This is a genomic window from Pseudomonas sp. PSPC2-3 (genome assembly GCF_049898265.1).
GTDB classification, from domain to species: domain Bacteria; phylum Pseudomonadota; class Gammaproteobacteria; order Pseudomonadales; family Pseudomonadaceae; genus Aquipseudomonas; species Aquipseudomonas veronii.
The window spans coordinates 327367-346334 of sequence record NZ_JAFCXJ010000001.1; the positions used below are offsets into that span (position 1 = coordinate 327367).

An 18968-nucleotide genomic window follows, 5' to 3' on the forward strand; every position below is an offset into this window, starting at 1 on the left:
TCTAGACGATATAGGAATATTAAAAATGTGTTCACTGGACCTTGGAACAGGCGAGAGTCAACATTCGTTTCAAGGTTCGAGAAGGCCTTGAGACGCTGTAAAAAAGAGGGGGTCAGGAAGGGCTTGCGGGGGTTGAGCCCGACTTGATTGAACGTGAGAAAAACCTCGCGGTAACGCGAGGTTTTCCTTATCCAGCCTTACAAGAAGCTGTAGGTGTAGTTGAAGATCAGGCGTGTCTGATCCTGGTCCTGGATACCAGTGCCGCTGCCACGGTACGCACCGTGCCGCAGAGTGGTGCCAAAACCTTTGAGCGCGCCGGCCTGAATGGTGTAGTCGATACGCATATCGCGTTCCCACTCGGACTGATCACTGCCACCGCCCACGGCTTTGATGTTGTCGCCGTGCAAGTAGGCAATCGAGGTTCGCAGACCTGGAACACCCAGTGCAGCGAAGTCGTAAGAGTACTGACCGAAGGTGGTGTTTTCACCCGCGCGGACGAAGGAGTTGATCATGCTGTCGGTGAACAGGTAGAAGCTCGACCCGCCGGCACCTTCGTTACGACCATTACCATCCACAACGCTACCCTGGTTCAGCCAGACGAAACCACCGTCATCGTTGACACGCTGGTGACCGAGCATAACGGCGCTGCCACCCAGGGTGTAGGTGAACATGGCGCTCCAGGTCTTGTTATCAACCTCGCCTGCGTTCTTCGCGTAACCACCGTTGTTGTTGAAGCGATAGCCGGCCTGACCGTTCTTGCCATCAGAACTGCTGTCGAAGTAGCGCAGGTCGGTCTTGAAGGACTGACCTTCGCTGATCGGGTATACGTGCAACAGGCCCAGGAAGTGCTGCTTATAGTAGTCTTCGAGGTTTGCGTAGTAGTACTGCAGGGTCAAGTCTTTGGTGACCTTCCAATCAGCGCCACCAAAACGGAACTTATTGCTTTCCTCGGTACCGCCGTTGACGGCCAGGCCAGTGCTGTTGCTTGAAGCACGACCAGTGGCATGTTCGAGTTGACCGGCGTTGAAGGTCACATTGTCGATTTCTTTGGAAGTGACAGTGCCGCCTTCAAAGGTTTGCGGCAACAAACGGCCGTCGCTGGCGATCAGGATTGGAAGGTTCGGCGACAGCGCACCACCCAGGTGTGCTTCAGTCTTGGAGAAGCGGGCCTTGGCGTTAGCACTCGCACTGCTCCAGTTGCTTACGGCAGACCCATCGGAGTCACTTGGAACGAAGGAGTTGTTGTTTGGGTGATGGCCCCGACCACCATCCAGGTGAATACCTACCAATGCCTGGGCGTCGATACCAAAACCAACGACACCTTGAGTGAAGCCGGACTTGTAATCGAACTTCAGGCCGGTGGCTGTTTCGCGTTGATCAGCACCGCCATCACGCTGATCGTTATCGAAATACAAGGTACGCGAGCTGACACTGGCCTTACTGTCTTCAATGAAACCGGCTGCTGCAGCTTGCTGGGCGATTGCCGCCAACGCTATAGCCAACGCCAATGTGGACTTCTTCATGTACCGCTCCTCTCATTTCTAATTTTTGTATTTCTTTGGTCCTGGGTCTAACGCCCGAGATCCACAGATGCGCGATTAGCGCCAGATAGTGACTACCAAGTCAATCGTAACCTTGTGTGTCTACTACCTTCGTCTAATCGCAGTTTGTTTGGTCCCTGCAGGGTAATGAATTTTTCATACACCCAAAAAGAATTATTTCATTCTTTTTCATATGCTTTTGGAATAAGTCTCTGCATAAAGCAAGACGCGTCAGCATAGACGAACCTTTGCACAAGCTAATTCCTAAAAGGCATTTCTTGATCGCTTTTTAGATCTTTTTAGCTGAACGCACCGTCATATACGTCACCCAGGATCAAAAAGGCGACGCCATCATGGCCAAACGCCCATCTTCCCGTCAATTTGTTACAGTTTTTGTATCACTAATATTTCATGCCGGCCTGAGAGCCGCCGATCGAGCCGTCTGGCAGCGAAAGCTTCGCGCAATTTATCCCTCTACGCCTTGATCGTATCGGCTCAAAATCAAGAATCCTTAAACTTTAGTAGGGGGCACGGGTGGCACGATGACGCACCCCGGGGTTTGATCGACCACGTCATCGCTACGCCCTTCGCCCGTGGGACGTACCGATTTTCGAAGTGACGAGCTGGTTTGGCGGCGAACGCATCACCTCGGGTTAACGCAACGACCGAGGCCTGCATCGCAGGCAAACCAGCTCAGAGGCTGGGAGGGCGGGGTATTACAGGGCCTTCTCGAAAATCTTCGAGTTACGCTGATAGTTGTACAGCGATGCCCGCGCCGAAGGCAGGCGATCCACGCTGCTGGGCACAAAGCCGCGCTCGCGGAACCAGTGCGCCGTGCGCGTGGTGAGCACGAACAGGGTCTTCAACCCCTGCGCCCGGGCGCGAGCCTCGATGCGCTCGAGCAGTTCATCGCCGCGCCTGCCGTGGCGGTACTCCGGGTTGACTGCCAGGCACGCAAGCTCCCCCGCGTCCGAATCGGCGATCTGATACAGCGCCGCGCAGGCGATGATCATGCCTTCGCGTTCGACCACGCTGAACTGCTCGATCTCGCGCTCCAGCACTTCCCGCGAACGGCGTACCAGGATGCCCTGCTCTTCCAGCGGGCTGATCAGGTCGAGCAAGCCGCCGACGTCTTCGATCGCCGCCTCGCGCACCAGCTCGAATTGTTCCTGGGCCACCAGCGTACCGCCGCCATCACGGGTGAACAGTTCGGTGAGCAGCGCACCGTCTTCGACATAGCTGACGATATGGCTGCGGCCTACCCCGCCCCGGCAAGCTTCGGCAGCCGCATCGAGCAATTCAGCCTGGTAGTTGCTGCCCAGGCGTTGCAGGTGCGCCGGCACTTGTTGCGGGCGCAGTTCACGCACCAGGCGGCCATTTTCATCGATCAGGCCAGGATCGGCACCGAACAGCAGCAACTTATCGGCGGCCAGGTCGATGGCGGCGCGGGTGGCGACGTCTTCGCAGGCCAGGTTGAAGATCTCGCCGGTGGGCGAATACCCCAGGGGCGACAGCAGCACGATGGAGCGCTCGTCCAGCAGGCGATTGATGCCTTTGCGGTCGACCCGACGCACTTCGCCGGTGTGGTGGAAGTCCACGCCTTCGAGCACGCCGATCGGGCGCGCCGTCACCAGGTTGCCGCTGGCCACGCGCAAGCGCGAGCCCTGCATCGGCGACGAGGCCATGTCCATCGACAGGCGCGCTTCAATGGCGATGCGCAGATGGCCGACCGCATCGATCACACACTCCAGCGTGGCGGCATCGGTGATGCGCAGGCCGTTGTGGTAAACCGGGTTGAGCCCGCGCGCTTCAAGGCGCGCTTCAATCTGTGGGCGCGAACCGTGGACCAGCACCAGTCGCACTCCCAGGCTGTGGAGCAGCACCAGGTCGTGGACGATATTGCCGAAGTTCGGATGATCCACACCGTCGCCGGGCAGCATGACCACAAAGGTGCAGTCGCGGTGGGCGTTGATGTAGGGCGAAGCGTGACGAAGCCAATTGACGTAGTCGGGCATGGAACCTGGGCCTGTAATAAAAAGCAGCCGAAAAAGGATGAGTCGTGAAAACGCACAGCAGGCTGATGGTTATCGTCGGAACAGGCTTGGCAACACGCTCGCTCTCCTTATGTACGCATGGGCAGGGATTAATTTATGCAGGTGTCAGGCAGTAATGTTCGATCAGTTCCCGCAATAGACGCACTGTAGGCGTCAAGCGTGACATTTCGAGGTACTCGCCCGGCTGGTGGGCGCAGGCAATATCGCCAGGGCCAAGCACCAGGGTTTCACAACCAAGGCGCTGAAGATAAGGCGCTTCGGTGCCGAACGCTACTGCTTCGGCGCGATGACCGGTCAATTGTTCGGCGACCCGCACCAGCTCTGCGTCTTCGGCCTGCTCGAACGGCGGCACTTCGGCGAACAGCGGCGCATAGTCGATCTTCACCTTATGGCGCTCGGCCACTGGTTCGAGTTTCTGCCGGATCGCCGCGCGCAGCACCTGCGGGTCCATGCCGGGCAAGGGCCGCAGGTCGAACTCCAGGGAACACTGGCCGCAGATGCGGTTGGGGTTATCGCCGCCGTGGATGCAACCGAAATTCAGGGTCGGTTGCGGCACGCTGAACTGCGGGTTGCGGTACTCGCGCTGCCAGGCCAGGCGCAGGCCGCGCAGTTCGCCGATGGCGTCGTGCATGGCTTCCAGCGCGCTGTGGCCCAGGCGCGGGTCCGACGAATGACCGCTGCGGCCGAGGATGTCGATGCGCTCCATCATCACACCTTTGTGCAGGCGGATCGGCTTGAGGCCGGTCGGCTCGCCGATCACCGCCGCACGCCCCAACGGACGCCCGGCCGCCGCCAATGCACGGGCGCCGGACATCGAGCTTTCTTCATCGCAGGTGGCAAGGATCAGCAACGGCTGCTTGAACGGTTGGTCGAGCAGCGGCAACACCGCTTCGATGGCCAGCGCGAAAAAACCCTTCATGTCGCAGCTGCCCAATCCTACCCAGCGACCGTCGACTTCCGTCAGCTTGAGCGGGTCGGTCTTCCACAGCGCGGCGTCATACGGCACGGTATCGCTATGGCCGGCCAACACCAGGCCGCCGGGGCCCGTGCCGAAACTGGCGAGCAGGTTGAACTTGCCGGGGCTGACGGGCTGGATGTCGATGGCGAAGCCCAGATCGCCCAGCCAGCTGGCGAGCAGGTCGATCACCGGGCGGTTGCTCTGGTCGAGAGACGTTTGGGTGCAACTGACCGACGGTGTGGCAATCAAGGCGGCGAATTGCTCTTTCATGGACGGTAACGGCATGCGCGGTCTCCCTACTTCCCGGATGAACCTCACTATAGAGGCATCTGCACGACACAATAAACCGTTGCGGCGCGTTGCCGGGCTCAGTCCTGTACACTGCACGACCTTGGCAGCCACTCTTTTTCCCGGCTGCGCTCCCGATCCTGGATTTTCCGGCCATGCAGAAAGAAACCGAAATCAAGCTCCGCGTCAGCCGCGAAACACTCGCCGCGCTGCGTGAGCACCCGCTACTGAAAAAACGCAACAAAAGTGGCTGGGAACGCCGTGAGTTGATGAACCAGTACTTCGACACCCCCGAGCGCGACCTGGCCAAGGCCAAAGTCGCCCTGCGTTTGCGCAAGGACGGTGACGACATTATCCAGACCCTCAAGACCCGTGGCCAAAGCGTCGCCGGCTTGTCGGAACGTAACGAATACAACTGGGAATTGCCCAAAGCCAAGCTCGACGTGAAGAAACTCGACGGCGAATGCTGGCCCGAGGAACTCGCCGAGCTGGACAAAAAGACCCTCAAGCCGATCTTCACCACCGACTTCGTGCGCGAACGCGCCGAAATCGCCTGGGGCCGGGGCAAAGCCAAAGTGGTGATCGAAGCCGCACTGGACCTGGGCCATGTAGTGGCCGGCAAGCAGAAAGAAGAAATCTGCGAACTGGAACTGGAACTGCGCGAAGGCGAACCGGCCGCCCTGCTGGAACTGGCCGCCGAACTGGCCGCCACCCTGGCACTGATGCCATGCGACATCAGCAAGGCCGAACGCGGCTATCGCCTGTATGACGCCAGCAGCTACTCCCTGAGCCTGCCGGCGCCGCAACTGCACGCCGAAATGCCACTGGACGACGCCTTCGCCGCGATCATGTGGCACCTGCTGGGCAGCAGCCAGCGCCTGGCCGAGCAATACCGTTTCAATGGCCACTGGCGCCTGTTGCAGGACTGGGTCGACAACCTCGGCGAACTGCGCGCCCTGCTCGGCAGCCTCGGCCAGGCCGCGCCGCGTCAATCCACCAGCGAACTGCGCAGCGCACTCGATGCCCTGCTGGAAGACTGGCGCCCGCTGGTCCAGGCCGGTGACGACGATGAAGACATTCGCAAAGCCGCGCCGGAGCAATTCGCCGAAGAATTGACCGACGTGCGCTGGGGCCTGTTCTCGCTGAACACCTCCCGCTGGCTGCTGAACCGCACCTGGACCGCCGACCGCAACGTGCGCGGTAACCGTCAGGGCGCCGCGCAAATCACCAACTGGTTGCCACGCCTGCTGGCCGAAGACGCCGTCGCCCTGCAACTGCCGCGCTATCAGCAGCAACCGGAAGACCTCGCCGAGCAACTGCCGCGCATCGAGCGCATCCAGGCCTGGCTGCACCACGCACGCCAGGTGGTGGACATTGCGGAACTCGACCGCCTGTACGGTGAGCTGAACAAGCTGGCGCAACTGGCCAACCAGCCGATCACCGATGAATCGCTGGATGCGCGCATGCATCAGGCGATCGCGGTGTATCAGAACCGTGCCTGGAAGACCCTGCTGCGTCTGTAATATCGCCATCGGGAGTAAGCCACTTCCCACTCCAATGTGGGAGGGGGCTTGCCCCCGATGAGGCCAGCCCTGTCAGCCCAATACTGGCAGGCTAGTGGTGGACTTGATCTCCGACAACGCCACGATCGAATTGACCTCCTGAATCCCCGGCACCATCGACAACTTCTCGAAGAAAAACCGCTCGTAAGCCTCGATGTCCGACGTGACAATGCGCAGCAGAAAATCCACCGCCCCCATCAACACATAACACTCCAACACTTCCGGAAAACCGCGGATCGCCTCGGTGAACTCGGTGAAGTTGGAACGCCCGTGGGCATTGAGTTTGACCTCGGCAAAAATCTGCGTATTGAGGCCGATCTTCTTGCGGTCCAGCAGCGTGACCTGGCTGCGGATCACGCCCTCGTCCTTCAGCCGTTGGATACGCCGCCAGCATGGCGATTGAGACAGGCCGACCTGCTCGGCGATCTGCGCGCTGGAGAGCGAGGCATCCTCCTGCAGCAGGGCCAGGATACGGCGGTCGTAGACGTCCAGCTCGCTGCGCATAGAAATACCTTTAATACGGGTTGTCTTGAATTGATTTGTGCATCTATCGACGAATCATGCTCATCTTAGATAAGAAATCTCCTTTCGCGAATGTAAGAATTTCTCCAATCGAATCTGGAGAGTCCGCATGCACGCCGTCGAAACCACCTGCCCTGTTACCCGCGTCGATGCGTGGGCCGTCGACAGTGCCCATTGCCAGGCCCATTACCAGATCGTCGCCGAGGCCGAACCCGATGTGCTGTGCCGGGTGCTCAACTATTTCGCGCTGCAGTTCCTGACGCCGCGCCAGGTCAGTGTGAATCGCCAGGACGATGTGCTGACCGTGGATATCGTGATGGATGGCGTGAGCTGGCACCGAGCCCAGGTGATCGGTGAAAAGATTCGAAACCTGATCAGCGTGTGCTCGCTGGAGATGTGGTCGGCTGATTCCGTGCGGCCTCAGGCGCTGGCGGCCGGCGCCCAGTAAAAGCCTGCAATACACGCGCAAGGCAGCGGGTCAGGGGCTGACTAGCCTGGGTATACACCCGGCGCCCCAGGAAAACCTCAATGCCTGTTGATCAGCGATTGGAATTGCCCCCGTTGTTACCGGCCCTGGTCGAGCAGGGCGTGATCACCCTCGATGTGGCTCGGCGCTTGTCGACGCTGCCGGCCAGCCACACTCAGCATCCCCTGGAATGCATCGCGGCCCAGGGGCCTTGCCTGGAAACCCTGACGCAATGGCTGGCGCGGCACAGCGGGCAGCCTTACCTGCGTATCGACCCGCTGAAGATCGATGTGGCGACGGTGGTGCCGCTGATGTCCCACGCCTTCGCCCAGCGCCACGGCATTCTTGCGGTGGCCGTGGATGCGCAGAGCGTCACGGTCGCCAGTGCCGAGCCTTACGTCACTGCCTGGGAAGCCGGGCTGGCGCAGGTGCTCAAGCGTTCGATCAAACGCGTGGTCGCCAACCCACAGGCCATCCAGCGCTGCATCGGCGAGTTTTATCGCCTGGCGAAGTCCGTCAGCGGCGCCGATCAAACAACGCCCGCGCCGGCACATTTCGAGTTGCTCAACCTCGGCGCCGGCGACCAGGCGCCGGACGCCAACGACGCGCATATCGTCAATATCGTCGACTGGCTGTTGCAGTACGCGTTCGGCCAGCGGGCCAGCGATATCCATATCGAGCCGTGTCGCGAGCAGGGCCGCGTGCGTTTTCGCATCGACGGGCTGCTGCATGACGTCTACCAGTTTCCGCCCCAGGTCACGATGGCGGTGGTCAGCCGCCTGAAAAGCCTGGGCCGGATGAACGTGGCAGAAAAACGCAAACCGCAGGACGGGCGGGTCAAGACCAAAAGCCCGGCGGGCGCGGAAGTGGAATTGCGCCTTTCAACCTTGCCCACGGCGTTCGGCGAGAAACTGGTGATGCGGATTTTCGACCCCCAGGTCCTGCTCAAGGACTTCGACCAGCTTGGCCTGTCGGCCCAGGACCAGCAACGCTGGCACAGCCTGACCCGCCAGAGCCACGGCATCATCCTGGTCACCGGCCCTACCGGCTCCGGCAAGACCAGCACCCTCTACACCACCCTCAAGCGCCTGGCGAGCCGCGAGGTCAACCTGTGTACGGTGGAAGACCCGATCGAGATGGTCGAGCCGGCATTCAACCAGATGCAGGTGCAGCACAATATCGACCTGAGCTTCGCCAGCGGCATTCGCGCACTGCTGCGCCAGGACCCGGACATCATCATGATCGGCGAGATCCGCGACCAGGAAACCGCCGAGATGGCGATCCAGGCCGCGCTGACCGGGCATCTGGTGCTGTCGACCCTGCACACCAACGATGCGCCGAGTGCGATCAGCCGATTGCAGGAACTGGGCATTGCTTATTATTTGATCAAGGCCACACTACTGGGAGTGATGGCGCAGCGCTTGGTGCGGCTCTTGTGCCCACGCTGCAAACGCACAACCAGCAGCAACGACACTGAAGCCATCGGGTGCGCGGAGTGCCGTGACAGCGGTTATCGCGGGCGCGCCGGGGTCTACGAAATCATGGTGCTGGACGACGCGCTCAAGTCGCTGATCACCCCCGGCACCGACGTGCAGGCCTTGCGCCGGGCGGCGCTCCAGCAAGGGATGTGCAGCCTGCGAATGGCCGGCATGCACAAGGTCGAAGCCGGGTTGACCAGCCTGGCGGAAATCCTGCGCACCACGCCTGGGGATTCAGAAACAAATCCGTTGGCTGTCGGGCGGTGAAACCCTTCTTATCGCAGACAACCCCGTTACAATCGGCCGAACGTCGTTTCACTGACATCTTCAGATAGGGAATCGCTATGCAGATCGGAACCGTACTGCTTCTTTTCGTGGGATTGGCCATCGCCATCCTGTTCATGGGCTTCAAAGTGGTGCCCCAGGGCTATCAGTGGACGGTCGAGCGCTTCGGCCGCTACACCAATACGCTCAAGCCCGGCCTCAACATCATCATCCCAGTCATGGACCGCATCGGTCGCAAGATCAACGTGATGGAAAGCGTGCTGGATATCCCGCCCCAGGAAGTGATCACCGCCGACAACGCCACCGTGCAGATCGACGCCGTGTGCTTCTTCCAGGTGGTCAACACCGCCCAGGCCGCCTATGAGGTGAACAACCTCGAACACGCCATCCGCAACCTGTTGCAGACCAACATCCGTACCGTACTCGGTTCTATGGAACTGGATGCGATGCTCAGCCAACGTGACGGCATCAACGAAAAACTGCTGCGCACCGTCGACGAGGCCACGGCGCCGTGGGGCATCAAGATCACCCGGATCGAGATCAAGGACATCAGCCCACCCGCCGACCTGATGGCCGCCATGTCGGGCCAGATGAAAGCCGAGCGGATCAAGCGCGCACAGATCCTCGAAGCCGAGGGCCTGCGGGCATCGGCGATCCTGACCGCCGAAGGCAAGAAGCAGGCGCAGATCCTCGAAGCCGAAGGCGGACGCCAAGCCGCGTTCCTGGAGTCCGAAGCCCGCGAACGTCAAGCCGAGGCAGAGGCCCGCGCCACCCAGGTAGTGTCCGAAGCGATCGCCACCGGTAACGTGCAGGCCATCAACTACTTCGTCGCCCAGAAATACATCGACGCGCTGGGCAAACTGGCTTCGGCCAACAACAGCAAGGTGATCCTCATGCCGCTGGAAGCCAGCCAGGTGATCGGCGCTGTCGGCGGTATCGGCGAAATCGTCAAAGCGACTTTCGACAACAAGAAAGGCTGAGGCCATCGCCATGTGGGATTTCCTGCAGCATCTTTCGTTTTGGGATTGGCTGGCACTGGGCACGGTGCTGCTGATTCTTGAAGTGTTCGGCGCCGGCGGCTACCTGTTGTGGATGGGGATCGCCGCGGCCGCCGTGGGCGTGATCAAGTTCCTGGTACCGCCGCTCGGGTTGGAATGGCAACTACTGCTGTTCGCCGTGTTGTCGATATTGACGGCGGTGTACTGGTGGAAACGCCAGCGCAGCAGCGCCAAGGCCAGCGACCAACCGGGGCTCAACGAGCGCGGTTCAGAATTGATCGGCCATACGTTTGTCGTGCATCAGGCAATTGTGGATGGTCGCGGCAAGATAAAAGTCGGTGATGGCGTGTGGATCGTGACCGGCCCGGACACCCCCGTAGGCGCTCATGTATGCGTGGTTGCACAGGAGGGGACGGTTTTGCAGGTTGAAACTGTTTAGTCAGTGATGGAACTCGATTGGGCTAACTACAATCATAGAGTACAGATAACCCACCCGGAGTCACCCGCCATGCGTCTCAAATATGCTGTCGCCACCCTCGCTGTGCTTTCCCTACCTGTCGGCTCAGCCATGGCCGATAGCTTCTGGCGTAATGTCATCTCATCGGGCGCCACGACCGGCTCGACGTACCTGACCTTCAAGGACCACAAGCTGGTGGTTGCCGCCCAAGACGACGCAGGCAGCTTCGTTGCCAGCGACGGCGGCATCCGCGGCCCGTACCTGGAAGCCGCCATGCAGAAAGTCCGCGCCGATAACCCTGGCCTCCAGGCCACGGACATGGAATTGGCCAACGCCATCCTCGCGAAAAACGCTGTCACCGAGTAATCCTCGCCCCATAAAGAATGCCGCTTCCCAGCGGCATTTTTTTTGATCATTTCCTACAGTCATCGCCCCCGGGCACTACGCAGATAGTCTATTTTTTCCAGCCGCGGGCAGAGAAGTCCTGTCGAGCCCTCAAGAGCCAGGCAACAAGCTAAGGATTCCTTTTCCATCGAGCGAATCCCTTCCATGCAAAAACTCGCCTACGCGCTGCTGTTCTCTGTGTTCTTTACCCCCCATGCCCATGCAGAAAACGGGTACGGATCGTTGAAGCTCAACCACGCCCGTCAGAACCTCTCCAGCGCCCTGCTGACCAGCCCACGCGTCACCGAACGGGTGGAGGCGCCCGACAGCAGCAAGTCAATCGTCGCCTCTTTCGCCGTAGGTTATGCGTTTGCCGATGGCTGGCGCCTGGAAGGGGAATACACCATGCCGAAGCATTCGACCTTCAAATCCTACTGGGCGCCCTTCAATGCCAACGTCAACAGCCAACAGGTCCACAGCCAGCGCTTGATGCTCAATGGCTACAAGGACATCCCACTCAATGATTGGCTGTCGTTTTACGGTATGGCCGGCGTGGGGGTGGCGCGGATCGACGCCGAGGGCTACCAGACCAACGAGACCCGGCGCTTTGCCAGCCACCGCCAGCACAATTTCGCCTACAGCGTCGGCATGGGGCTGGAGGCCAAGGTCAGCGAACAACTCACCCTCGGCGCGGGTTACCGTTACACCGCCATGGGCGATGTGGAAACCGGCTACAACACCTTCGCCAACCGCGTGAACGCACGGGATGAGCAGCTCAAAGGCAAGCTCAAAGAGCAGAATATGTTTCTGGAAGCGCGCGTTTCCTTCTGACTCGCAGCAAAAAATGCCGCGCTCGACGCGGCATTTTTCACCGTTTGGGTGACGTTTCGTTCACAGAAGACAGGCTATATTCAGTCACGCCGTGCAACCATGCCGGTACTGATATGCCTTCTCTCATCGTCTATCTGAAACGGATGCCTTCGTCGTCATGAGCCAACAGCCCTTTCTGCCATTTTCCAAACCTACCATTGATGAAGCCACCATCTCGGCGGTCGGTGATGTACTGCGTTCAGGCTGGATCACCAGCGGGCCGAAAGTGCAGGCATTCGAAGCGCAACTGTCGGAATACTTTGGCGGGCGACCGGTACGCACCTTCAACTCGGGCACCTGCACCATGGAGATTGCCTTGCGCATCGCCGGTATCGGGCCGGGCGATGAAGTCATCACCACGCCGATCTCCTGGGTTGCCACGGCCAACGTGATTCTGGAAGTCGGCGCCACGCCGGTGTTTGCCGATATCGACCCGGTAACCCGCAATATCGACCTGGCCCAGGTCGAAGCAGCCATCACCCCGCGCACCAAGGCGATCATCCCGGTGTACCTGGCCGGCCTGCCGCTGGATATGCCGATGCTTTACGCACTGGCCAACAAGTACAACCTGCGTATCGTTGAAGATGCCGCCCAGGCCCTGGGTTCGAGCTGGGACGGTGAACGGATCGGCGCCACCGGCGACTTCGTGTCGTTCAGCTTCCAGGCAAACAAGAACATCACCTCTTCCGAGGGCGGCTGCCTGGTGCTGAACAACGCCGACGAAGCACGCCTGGCAGAGAAGTACCGCTTGCAGGGCGTGACCCGCACCGGCTTCGACGGCCTGGACGTGGATGTGCTGGGCGGCAAGTTCAACATGACCGACATCGCCGCCGCCATCGGCCTGGGGCAATTTGCCCATATCCAGGAGATCACCGCCCATCGCCAGAACCTGGCGCGGCACTACTTCAAGTGCTTCGGCAGTGATTTTGAAGAGCAATACGGTGCGCAACTGCCACCGGCGGATTTCGAAAACAGCAACTGGCACCTGTTCCAACTGGTCCTGCCGGAGCGCCAGGACGGGCTGCCGGCCCGCGCCACATTCATGGAGCAGATGCAGGCCCACGGCGTCGGCATTGGCTATCACTACCCGCCAATCCACCTGTTGAGCCTGTATCGGGCACGCGGGTTCAAGGAAGGCATGTTCCCTGTAGCAGAACGTGTTGGGCGTTTGATCGTGTCGTTGCCGATGTTCACAGCAATGACAGAGGCAGATGTGGAACGCTCGGTAGCGGCGGTGAAGGCCGTGCTGAAGCGCTGAAAGGCTGTTGCAGGAGCCGGATGACCGGCTCCTGCAGCGGGATCACTCGCCGATGGCGGCTTTGTAGCCGGCGGCATCGAGCAGTTTTTCCAGGTCGGCCGGGTTGCTGGGCTTGAGCTTGAAGATCCAGGCGCCGTAAGGGTCGCTGTTCAACAACTCAGGGCTGCCGCTCAGTTCCTCGTTAACAGCAATCACTTCGCCAGCAACTGGCGAGTAGATGTCCGAAGCCGCTTTAACCGACTCCACGACACCCGCCGCGTCCCCCACCGCAAACGCTTTGCCGATTTCGGCCAACTCAACAAACACCACATCACCCAAGGCTTCCTGGGCATGGTCGGAGATGCCGACGGTCACAGTGCCGTCAGCTTCCAAACGGGCCCATTCGTGACTTTCGGCATAACGCAGGCCGGCAGGGATATCGCTCATAGTCTATGTCCTCAAGAAGAAATGTCAGCGGCCACTGGCCTGCCGGAATAGTTAGATCAAGGTTTTACCATGGCGCACGAAGGTCGGTTTGACCACTCGAACCGGATACCACTTGCCGCGGATCTCCACTTCGGCCCGATCGGCAGTCGCCGTCGGTACACGCGCCAAAGCAATGGATTTACTCAGCGTAGGAGAGAAACTACCACTGGTGATCTCCCCTTCGCCAACATTGGCGATACGAACCACCTGGTGAGCGCGTAAAACCCCACGTTCTTCCAGTACCAAACCGACCAATTTGGTCTGCACCCCGGCCGCCAGTTCGGCTTCCAGCGCGGCGCGGCCGATGAAACGGCGCGCGGCCGGTTCCCAGGCAATGCTCCAGGCCATGTTGGCCGCCAGGGGCGAAACGTCCTGGTGGATATCCTGGCCATACAGGTTCATGCCGGCTTCCAGGCGCAGGGTGTCGCGGGCGCCGAGGCCGATGGGGGAAATCCCCGCGCCCACCAGGTCGTTGAAAAAACCCGGGGCCTGATCGGCCGGCAGGACAATTTCCAGGCCGTCTTCGCCGGTGTAGCCGGTGCGGGCGATAAACCAGTCGCCATCGGCCTGACCTTCGAAGGGCTTGAGCTGGTGGATCAGGGTGCCACGCGACTGGGTCACCAGTTCGGCGATTTTCTGCCGGGCGTGGGGGCCTTGGATAGCGAGCATGGCCAGTTCGGAGCGCTCGTGCAGTTGCACCGGGTAAGAGCCCAACTGCGCCTGCATCCAGGCCATGTCCTGGTCACGGGTGGCGGCGTTGACCACCAGCCGATAACCGGCTTCGGTACGGTAGACGATCATGTCGTCCACCACCCCGCCGTGCTCGTTGAGCATGGCGCTGTACAACGCACGGCCGCAGCCGTGCAAACGGTCGACGTCATTGGCCAGCAGGTACTGGAGCCATTCCTTGGCCTGGGGGCCGGTGACATCGATCACGGTCATATGAGATACATCGAACACCCCGCAGTCGCGTCGCACCTGATGGTGTTCTTCAACTTGCGAGCCATAGTGCAGAGGCATATCCCAACCGCCAAAATCGACCATTTTCGCGCCGAGGGCGAGATGCAGGTCATACAAAGGCGTGCGCTGTCCCATGGGTTTCTCCTTCCGGGCTTGGCGAAGGTACGCAGGGCTGCAGGATGGGCTTAACCCCTTGAATCAAAGGGCCTGCAGCCACATCCGACGAGCCGGTCCGAAACACGGAGCGTACCGAATGCCGCGCATTGTAGCCTCAAGCCGTAGGACTGGCACCTAACCGATTTGCCGAGCGGAACGTCGTATCAGCCCGACCACCGGCAACAGGCCCACCAGCACCAAGGTCAAGGCCGGCAATGACGCCCGCGCCCACTCCCCTTCACTGGTCATCTCAAAGATCCGCACCGCCAGGGTGTCCCAGCCAAACGGGCGCATCAGCAGGGTCGCCGGCATTTCCTTGAGTACATCGACGAACACCAGCAACGCTGCGCTCAGGGTGCCCGGCAGCAACAGCGGAAGATACACTTTGCAAAACAGTCGTGGACCGCTCACCCCAAGACTGCGCGCCGCTTCGGGCAACGATGGACGGATACGCGCCAGGCTGTTTTCCAGCGGCCCGTAAGCCACCGCCAGGAAACGCACCAGATACGCCAGCACCAATGCCGCCAAGCTGCCCAGCAACAAGGGCTTGCCCGCGCCACCGAGCCAGCCCGACAACGGCACCACCAGCTCACGGTCCAGGTAGCTGAACGCCAACATGATCGACACCGCCAGTACCGAGCCCGGCAACGCATACCCGACACTGGCCAGGCTGATGCCGGAACGAATTGCCCGGGTCGGCGCCAGGCGGTTGGCGAAGGCCAGTATCAGGGCCACGCTGACCGTGACCAGCGCCGCGATACCGCCCAGGTACAGGGTGTGGACGATCAGGCCGGTATAGCGCTCGTCCAGATCGAAACGGCCGCGCTGCCAGAACCAGGCGAGCAGTTGCAGCATCGGAATGACAAAGGCACAGGCAAACACCAGGCCGCACCAACCACTGGCCGCCGCCGCCTTCCAGCCGCGCAGGTGATACAGCGCCTTGCCGCGCGGCCGCTCATTGCTCGGCCGACTGGCACCGCGGGCACGACGCTCGCCGTAGAGCACCAGCATCACCACCAGCAGCAACAGGCTGGCCAGCTGGGCCGCGCTGGACAGGCTGAAAAAGCCGTACCAGGTCTTGTAGATCGCGGTGGTGAAGGTATCGAAGTTGAACACCGAGACCGCACCGAAATCCGCCAGGGTCTCCATCAGCGCCAGGGCCACGCCGGCGCCAATCGCCGGCCGCGCCATGGGCAGGGCCACGCGCCAGAAGGCTTGCCAGGGCGATTGCCCCAGCACGCGCGCCGCTTCCATCAAGCCCTTGCCCTGGGCCAGGAACGCCGTGCGCGCCAGCAGGTAGACGTAGGGATAGAACACCAGCACCAACACAATGACCACCCCACCGGTGGAACGCACGCGGGGCAGGCGCACGTCGCTGCCGAACGCGTCACGCAGCAGGGTTTGCACCGGCCCCGAGAAGTCCAGCAGGCCGACAAACACAAACGCCAGCACATACGCCGGGATCGCGAACGGCAGCATCAGCGCCCAGTCGAGCCAGCGCCGCCCGGGAAATTCGCAGAGGCTGGTCAGCCATGCCAGGCTCACACCCAGCAAGGTCACGCCGACGCCGACGCCGAGCACCAGGGTCAAGGTATTGCCCAGCAGGCGCGGCATCTGGGTTTCCCACAGATGGGACCAGATCTGCGCGTCGATGCTTTGCCAGGACAGCAACAGCACGCTCAGCGGCAGCAACACCAGGGCGGCGACGCTGAAGACCGGCAGGTACCAGCGGCGTTGGGCGGGGTGGGCCAAGAGCAAATTCCCTGGGAATGGATGATCTACAGACAGACACAAAACAGTGTGGGAGGGAGCAAGCCCCCTCCCACCTACACATTCAGTTCCAGCCGGCCCGATCCATCAGGCGAATCGCCTCGGCCTGGCGCTTGCCCGCCACTTCCACCGGCAAGGTGTCCGCCACGAACTTGCCCCAACTGGCCACTTCAGCCGACGGCGCCACCGTCGGGTTGGCTGGGAACTCCTGATTCACGTCGGCAAAGATCTTCTGCGCCTCAGGCGTGGTCATCCACTCCACCAGCGCCTTGGCTGCTTCCGGGTGCGGCGCGTATTTGGTCAGGCCGATGCCGGACAGGTTCACATGCACGCCACGGTCGCCCTGGTTCGGCCAGAACAGCTTCACCGCCAGGTTCGGCTTCTGCTTGTGCAGGCGGCCGTAGTAGTAGGTGTTGACGATGCCCACGTCGCACTGCCCGGCGTTGATCGCTTCGAGCACGGCGATGTCGTCGGAGAACACATCGGTGGACAGGTTATTCACCCAGCCCTTGACGATTTCTTCGGTCTTGGCCGCGCCATGGGTTTCGATCAGGGTGGCGGTCAGCGACTGGTTGTAGACCTTTTTCGCCGTGCGCAGGCACAGGCGGCCTTCCCATTGTTTGTCGGCCAGGGCTTCGTAGGTGGTCAGCTCGCCCGGCTTCACCCGGTCGGTGGAATAGGCGAGGGTCCGCGCACGCAGGCTCAAACCGGTCCAGGCGTGGGCGGACGAGCGGTATTGCAGCGGAATATTGGCGTCGATCACCTTGGAGGTGAACGGTTGCAGGATGCCCATCTGCTCGGCCTGCCAGAGGTTGCCGGCGTCGACGGTGAGCAGCAGGTCGGCGGTGGCGTTCTCGCCCTCGGCCTTGATGCGCTGCATCAGCGGGGCTTCCTTGTCGGTGATGAACTTCACCTGCACCCCGGTTTTCTGGGTGTAGGCGTCGAACACCGGCTTGATCAGTTCGTCGATGCGCGAGGAGTAGACCACGACTTCGTCGGCCGCCTGCACGGTGGTGCTGCCGATGAGGGTGAGTGCCAGGGCAGTCAGGAGGCGCTTGGGTGCCGACATGGGTGCGGTCTCTCGTGAACAAAAGAGTACAAATGATAAGGACTCACATTTAGCATCTCAATCACTCACTCGAGTGAGGCGTTACGAGATGTTGCAAAGCCGCGTTCGGCAGTGCGACGTATCGCCTCATCGCGGGCAGGCCCGGGCTGCAGGGTGTGTCAGGGCCTGGCCAGTTCCGGCAGATCCCCGCTCAAGCCAAGGGCCTGGCGCACGAAGATCGCCTTGGCTTCCGGCATCTGGTCGACCACCTTCAAGCCGGCATTGCGCAGCCAACGCAACGGCAGTTGGTCGGCCTGGAACAAGCGCTCGAAACCTTCCATCGCCGCCATCAGCGCCAGGTTGTGCGGCATGCGCCGACGCTCGTAACGGCTCAGCACTTTCACATCCGCCAGGCGCTCGCCGCGTTCGCTCGCCGATAGCAGCACCTCGGCCAGCACCGCCGCATCGAGAAAACCGAGGTTCACCCCCTGCCCCGCCAACGGATGGATCACGTGGGCCGCATCGCCGATCAACGCCAGGCCTTCGGCCACATAACGTTTGGCGTGGCGCTGGCGCAGGGGCACACACACACGCGGGTCGGCGCTGAGCACCGTGCCCAGGCGCCCTTCGAAGGCACGCTCCAGCTCACGGCAGAAGTTTTCCTCATCCAACGCCATCAGGCGCGCGGACTCAGCCGGCGTGGTCGACCAGACGATCGAACACCAGTCCTCCTGCCCATCCCGCACCAGCGGCAAAAACGCCAGCGGGCCGGTGTCGGTAAAGCGTTGCCAGGCGGTGCGCCGATGCGGTTGGCTGCTGCGCACGCTGGTGACGATAGCGTTGTGCAAGTAATCCCACTCGCGGGTCGCGGTGCCGGTCAGACGGCGCACCGCGGAGTTGGCGCCATCGGCGGCGACCACCAGCGGCGCGCGCAGCGTGCGGCCGTCGGCCAGGGTCAGCAGCCAGTCATCGCCGGAGCGGCGCATCTGTTCCAGGCGCGCGTTGGCCAGCAGGCCCAAGTCGCAGTCGTGCAGGCGATCGAGCAAGGCATCCTGGACCACGCGGTTTTCGACGATATGCCCGAGCACTTCGGCATGCACGCTGGCCGCCGAAAAATGGATCTGCCCGGTGCCGCTGCCGTCCCACACCTGCATCTCGCCATACGGGCTGGCGCGCCGTGCGAGGATGCCATCCCACACGCCAAGGCGCTCAAGGATGCGCTGGCTGGCGGCCGACAAGGCGCTCACCCGCGGCTCGAAAGCCGCGTCAGGCTCGAACGGCTTGACGCTCAGCGGGCTGCCGTCGAGCAGCAGCACCTGCAGGCCACTGCCCTGCAACGCCAGCGCCAGGGCGCTCCCGACCATTCCGGCCCCGACAATCAGCACATCTGCGCGCATATCCATGCTTTAAGCCTGTCTCGCTGGCGGCTTGCGCCGCACGTAAAGGGT

General features: G+C 61.4%; 17 protein-coding genes. 8 read left to right on the forward strand and 9 right to left on the reverse strand.

From position 1 onward, the window contains the following. Window positions 1-197 precede the first annotated feature (197 nt). The 3 genes from ACP7E3_RS01530 to argE all read right to left on the reverse strand — a co-directional run bounded on the left by ACP7E3_RS01530 (window position 198) and on the right by argE (window position 4838). A complete protein-coding gene (locus ACP7E3_RS01530) occupies window positions 198-1523 on the reverse strand; it encodes an OprD family porin (RefSeq protein ID WP_046381709.1) in 1326 nt (441 codons plus the stop codon). Between the two features lie 734 nt (window positions 1524-2257). Further along, window positions 2258-3556, reverse strand: a complete 1299-nt coding sequence (gene argA / locus ACP7E3_RS01535) for an amino-acid N-acetyltransferase (protein ID WP_017845093.1) — start codon at window positions 3554-3556, stop codon at window positions 2258-2260. A gap of 133 nt (window positions 3557-3689) precedes the next feature. Further along, window positions 3690-4838, reverse strand: a complete 1149-nt coding sequence (argE, locus tag ACP7E3_RS01540) for an acetylornithine deacetylase (protein WP_426122127.1) — start codon at window positions 4836-4838, stop codon at window positions 3690-3692. A 158-nt stretch (window positions 4839-4996) separates the two neighbouring features. Here argE and ACP7E3_RS01545 point away from each other — a divergent pair, with 158 nt between their 5' ends. Further along, the gene (locus ACP7E3_RS01545) at window positions 4997-6364 is read left to right on the forward strand and encodes an inorganic triphosphatase (RefSeq protein ID WP_017845095.1); all 1368 of its coding nucleotides are present in this window, start codon (window positions 4997-4999) and stop codon (window positions 6362-6364) included. Window positions 6365-6436: 72 nt separating this feature from the next. On the opposite strand, the gene ACP7E3_RS01550 is transcribed toward ACP7E3_RS01545, so the two are convergent. Then, the gene (locus ACP7E3_RS01550; protein WP_046381706.1) at window positions 6437-6907 is read right to left on the reverse strand and encodes an Lrp/AsnC family transcriptional regulator; all 471 of its coding nucleotides are present in this window, start codon (window positions 6905-6907) and stop codon (window positions 6437-6439) included. 127 nt (window positions 6908-7034) lie between these two features. On the opposite strand from ACP7E3_RS01550, the gene ACP7E3_RS01555 reads away from it, so the two are divergent. The 7 genes from ACP7E3_RS01555 to ACP7E3_RS01585 all read left to right on the forward strand — a co-directional run bounded on the left by ACP7E3_RS01555 (window position 7035) and on the right by ACP7E3_RS01585 (window position 13121). After that, window positions 7035-7373, forward strand: a complete 339-nt coding sequence (locus tag ACP7E3_RS01555) for a hypothetical protein (protein WP_017845097.1) — start codon at window positions 7035-7037, stop codon at window positions 7371-7373. An 80-nt stretch (window positions 7374-7453) separates the two neighbouring features. Next, window positions 7454-9136, forward strand: coding sequence for a GspE/PulE family protein (locus ACP7E3_RS01560; protein WP_201021632.1), 1683 nt, complete (start codon window positions 7454-7456; stop codon window positions 9134-9136). 77 nt (window positions 9137-9213) lie between these two features. Continuing rightward, window positions 9214-10134: an SPFH domain-containing protein gene (locus ACP7E3_RS01565; protein WP_046381704.1), complete on the forward strand. Its 921-nt coding sequence runs from the start codon at window positions 9214-9216 to the stop codon at window positions 10132-10134. A gap of 10 nt (window positions 10135-10144) precedes the next feature. Continuing rightward, on the forward strand, window positions 10145-10591 hold the full coding sequence (locus ACP7E3_RS01570) for an NfeD family protein (protein ID WP_017845100.1): 447 nt from the start codon (window positions 10145-10147) through the stop codon (window positions 10589-10591). 69 nt (window positions 10592-10660) lie between these two features. Next, window positions 10661-10975 (forward strand): DUF2388 domain-containing protein, encoded by a 315-nt coding sequence (locus tag ACP7E3_RS01575; protein WP_003176799.1) that lies wholly within the window; start codon window positions 10661-10663, stop codon window positions 10973-10975. 183 nt (window positions 10976-11158) lie between these two features. Next, window positions 11159-11824 (forward strand): outer membrane protein, encoded by a 666-nt coding sequence (locus ACP7E3_RS01580; protein ID WP_046381703.1) that lies wholly within the window; start codon window positions 11159-11161, stop codon window positions 11822-11824. 157 nt (window positions 11825-11981) lie between these two features. Further along, window positions 11982-13121 carry a DegT/DnrJ/EryC1/StrS family aminotransferase gene (locus ACP7E3_RS01585; protein ID WP_017845102.1) on the forward strand — a complete coding sequence of 380 codons (1140 nt, stop codon included), beginning with the start codon at window positions 11982-11984 and terminating at the stop codon, window positions 13119-13121. 42 nt (window positions 13122-13163) lie between these two features. Here the strand turns inward: ACP7E3_RS01585 and gcvH are convergent, their stop codons facing one another. The 5 genes from gcvH to ACP7E3_RS01610 form a co-directional block, all read right to left on the reverse strand. Next, the gene (gcvH, locus tag ACP7E3_RS01590) at window positions 13164-13547 is read right to left on the reverse strand and encodes a glycine cleavage system protein GcvH (protein ID WP_046381702.1); all 384 of its coding nucleotides are present in this window, start codon (window positions 13545-13547) and stop codon (window positions 13164-13166) included. 51 nt (window positions 13548-13598) lie between these two features. Next, window positions 13599-14681 carry a glycine cleavage system aminomethyltransferase GcvT gene (gene gcvT, locus ACP7E3_RS01595; RefSeq protein ID WP_079444901.1) on the reverse strand — a complete coding sequence of 361 codons (1083 nt, stop codon included), beginning with the start codon at window positions 14679-14681 and terminating at the stop codon, window positions 13599-13601. 156 nt (window positions 14682-14837) lie between these two features. Then, window positions 14838-16454: an ABC transporter permease gene (locus ACP7E3_RS01600; RefSeq protein ID WP_426122128.1), complete on the reverse strand. Its 1617-nt coding sequence runs from the start codon at window positions 16452-16454 to the stop codon at window positions 14838-14840. A gap of 82 nt (window positions 16455-16536) precedes the next feature. Beyond that, window positions 16537-17541 carry an extracellular solute-binding protein gene (locus ACP7E3_RS01605; protein ID WP_426122129.1) on the reverse strand — a complete coding sequence of 335 codons (1005 nt, stop codon included), beginning with the start codon at window positions 17539-17541 and terminating at the stop codon, window positions 16537-16539. Between the two features lie 158 nt (window positions 17542-17699). Further along, window positions 17700-18917, reverse strand: a complete 1218-nt coding sequence (locus tag ACP7E3_RS01610) for a 2-octaprenyl-3-methyl-6-methoxy-1,4-benzoquinol hydroxylase (RefSeq protein WP_169881739.1) — start codon at window positions 18915-18917, stop codon at window positions 17700-17702. Between the last annotated feature and the right edge of the window lie 51 nt (window positions 18918-18968).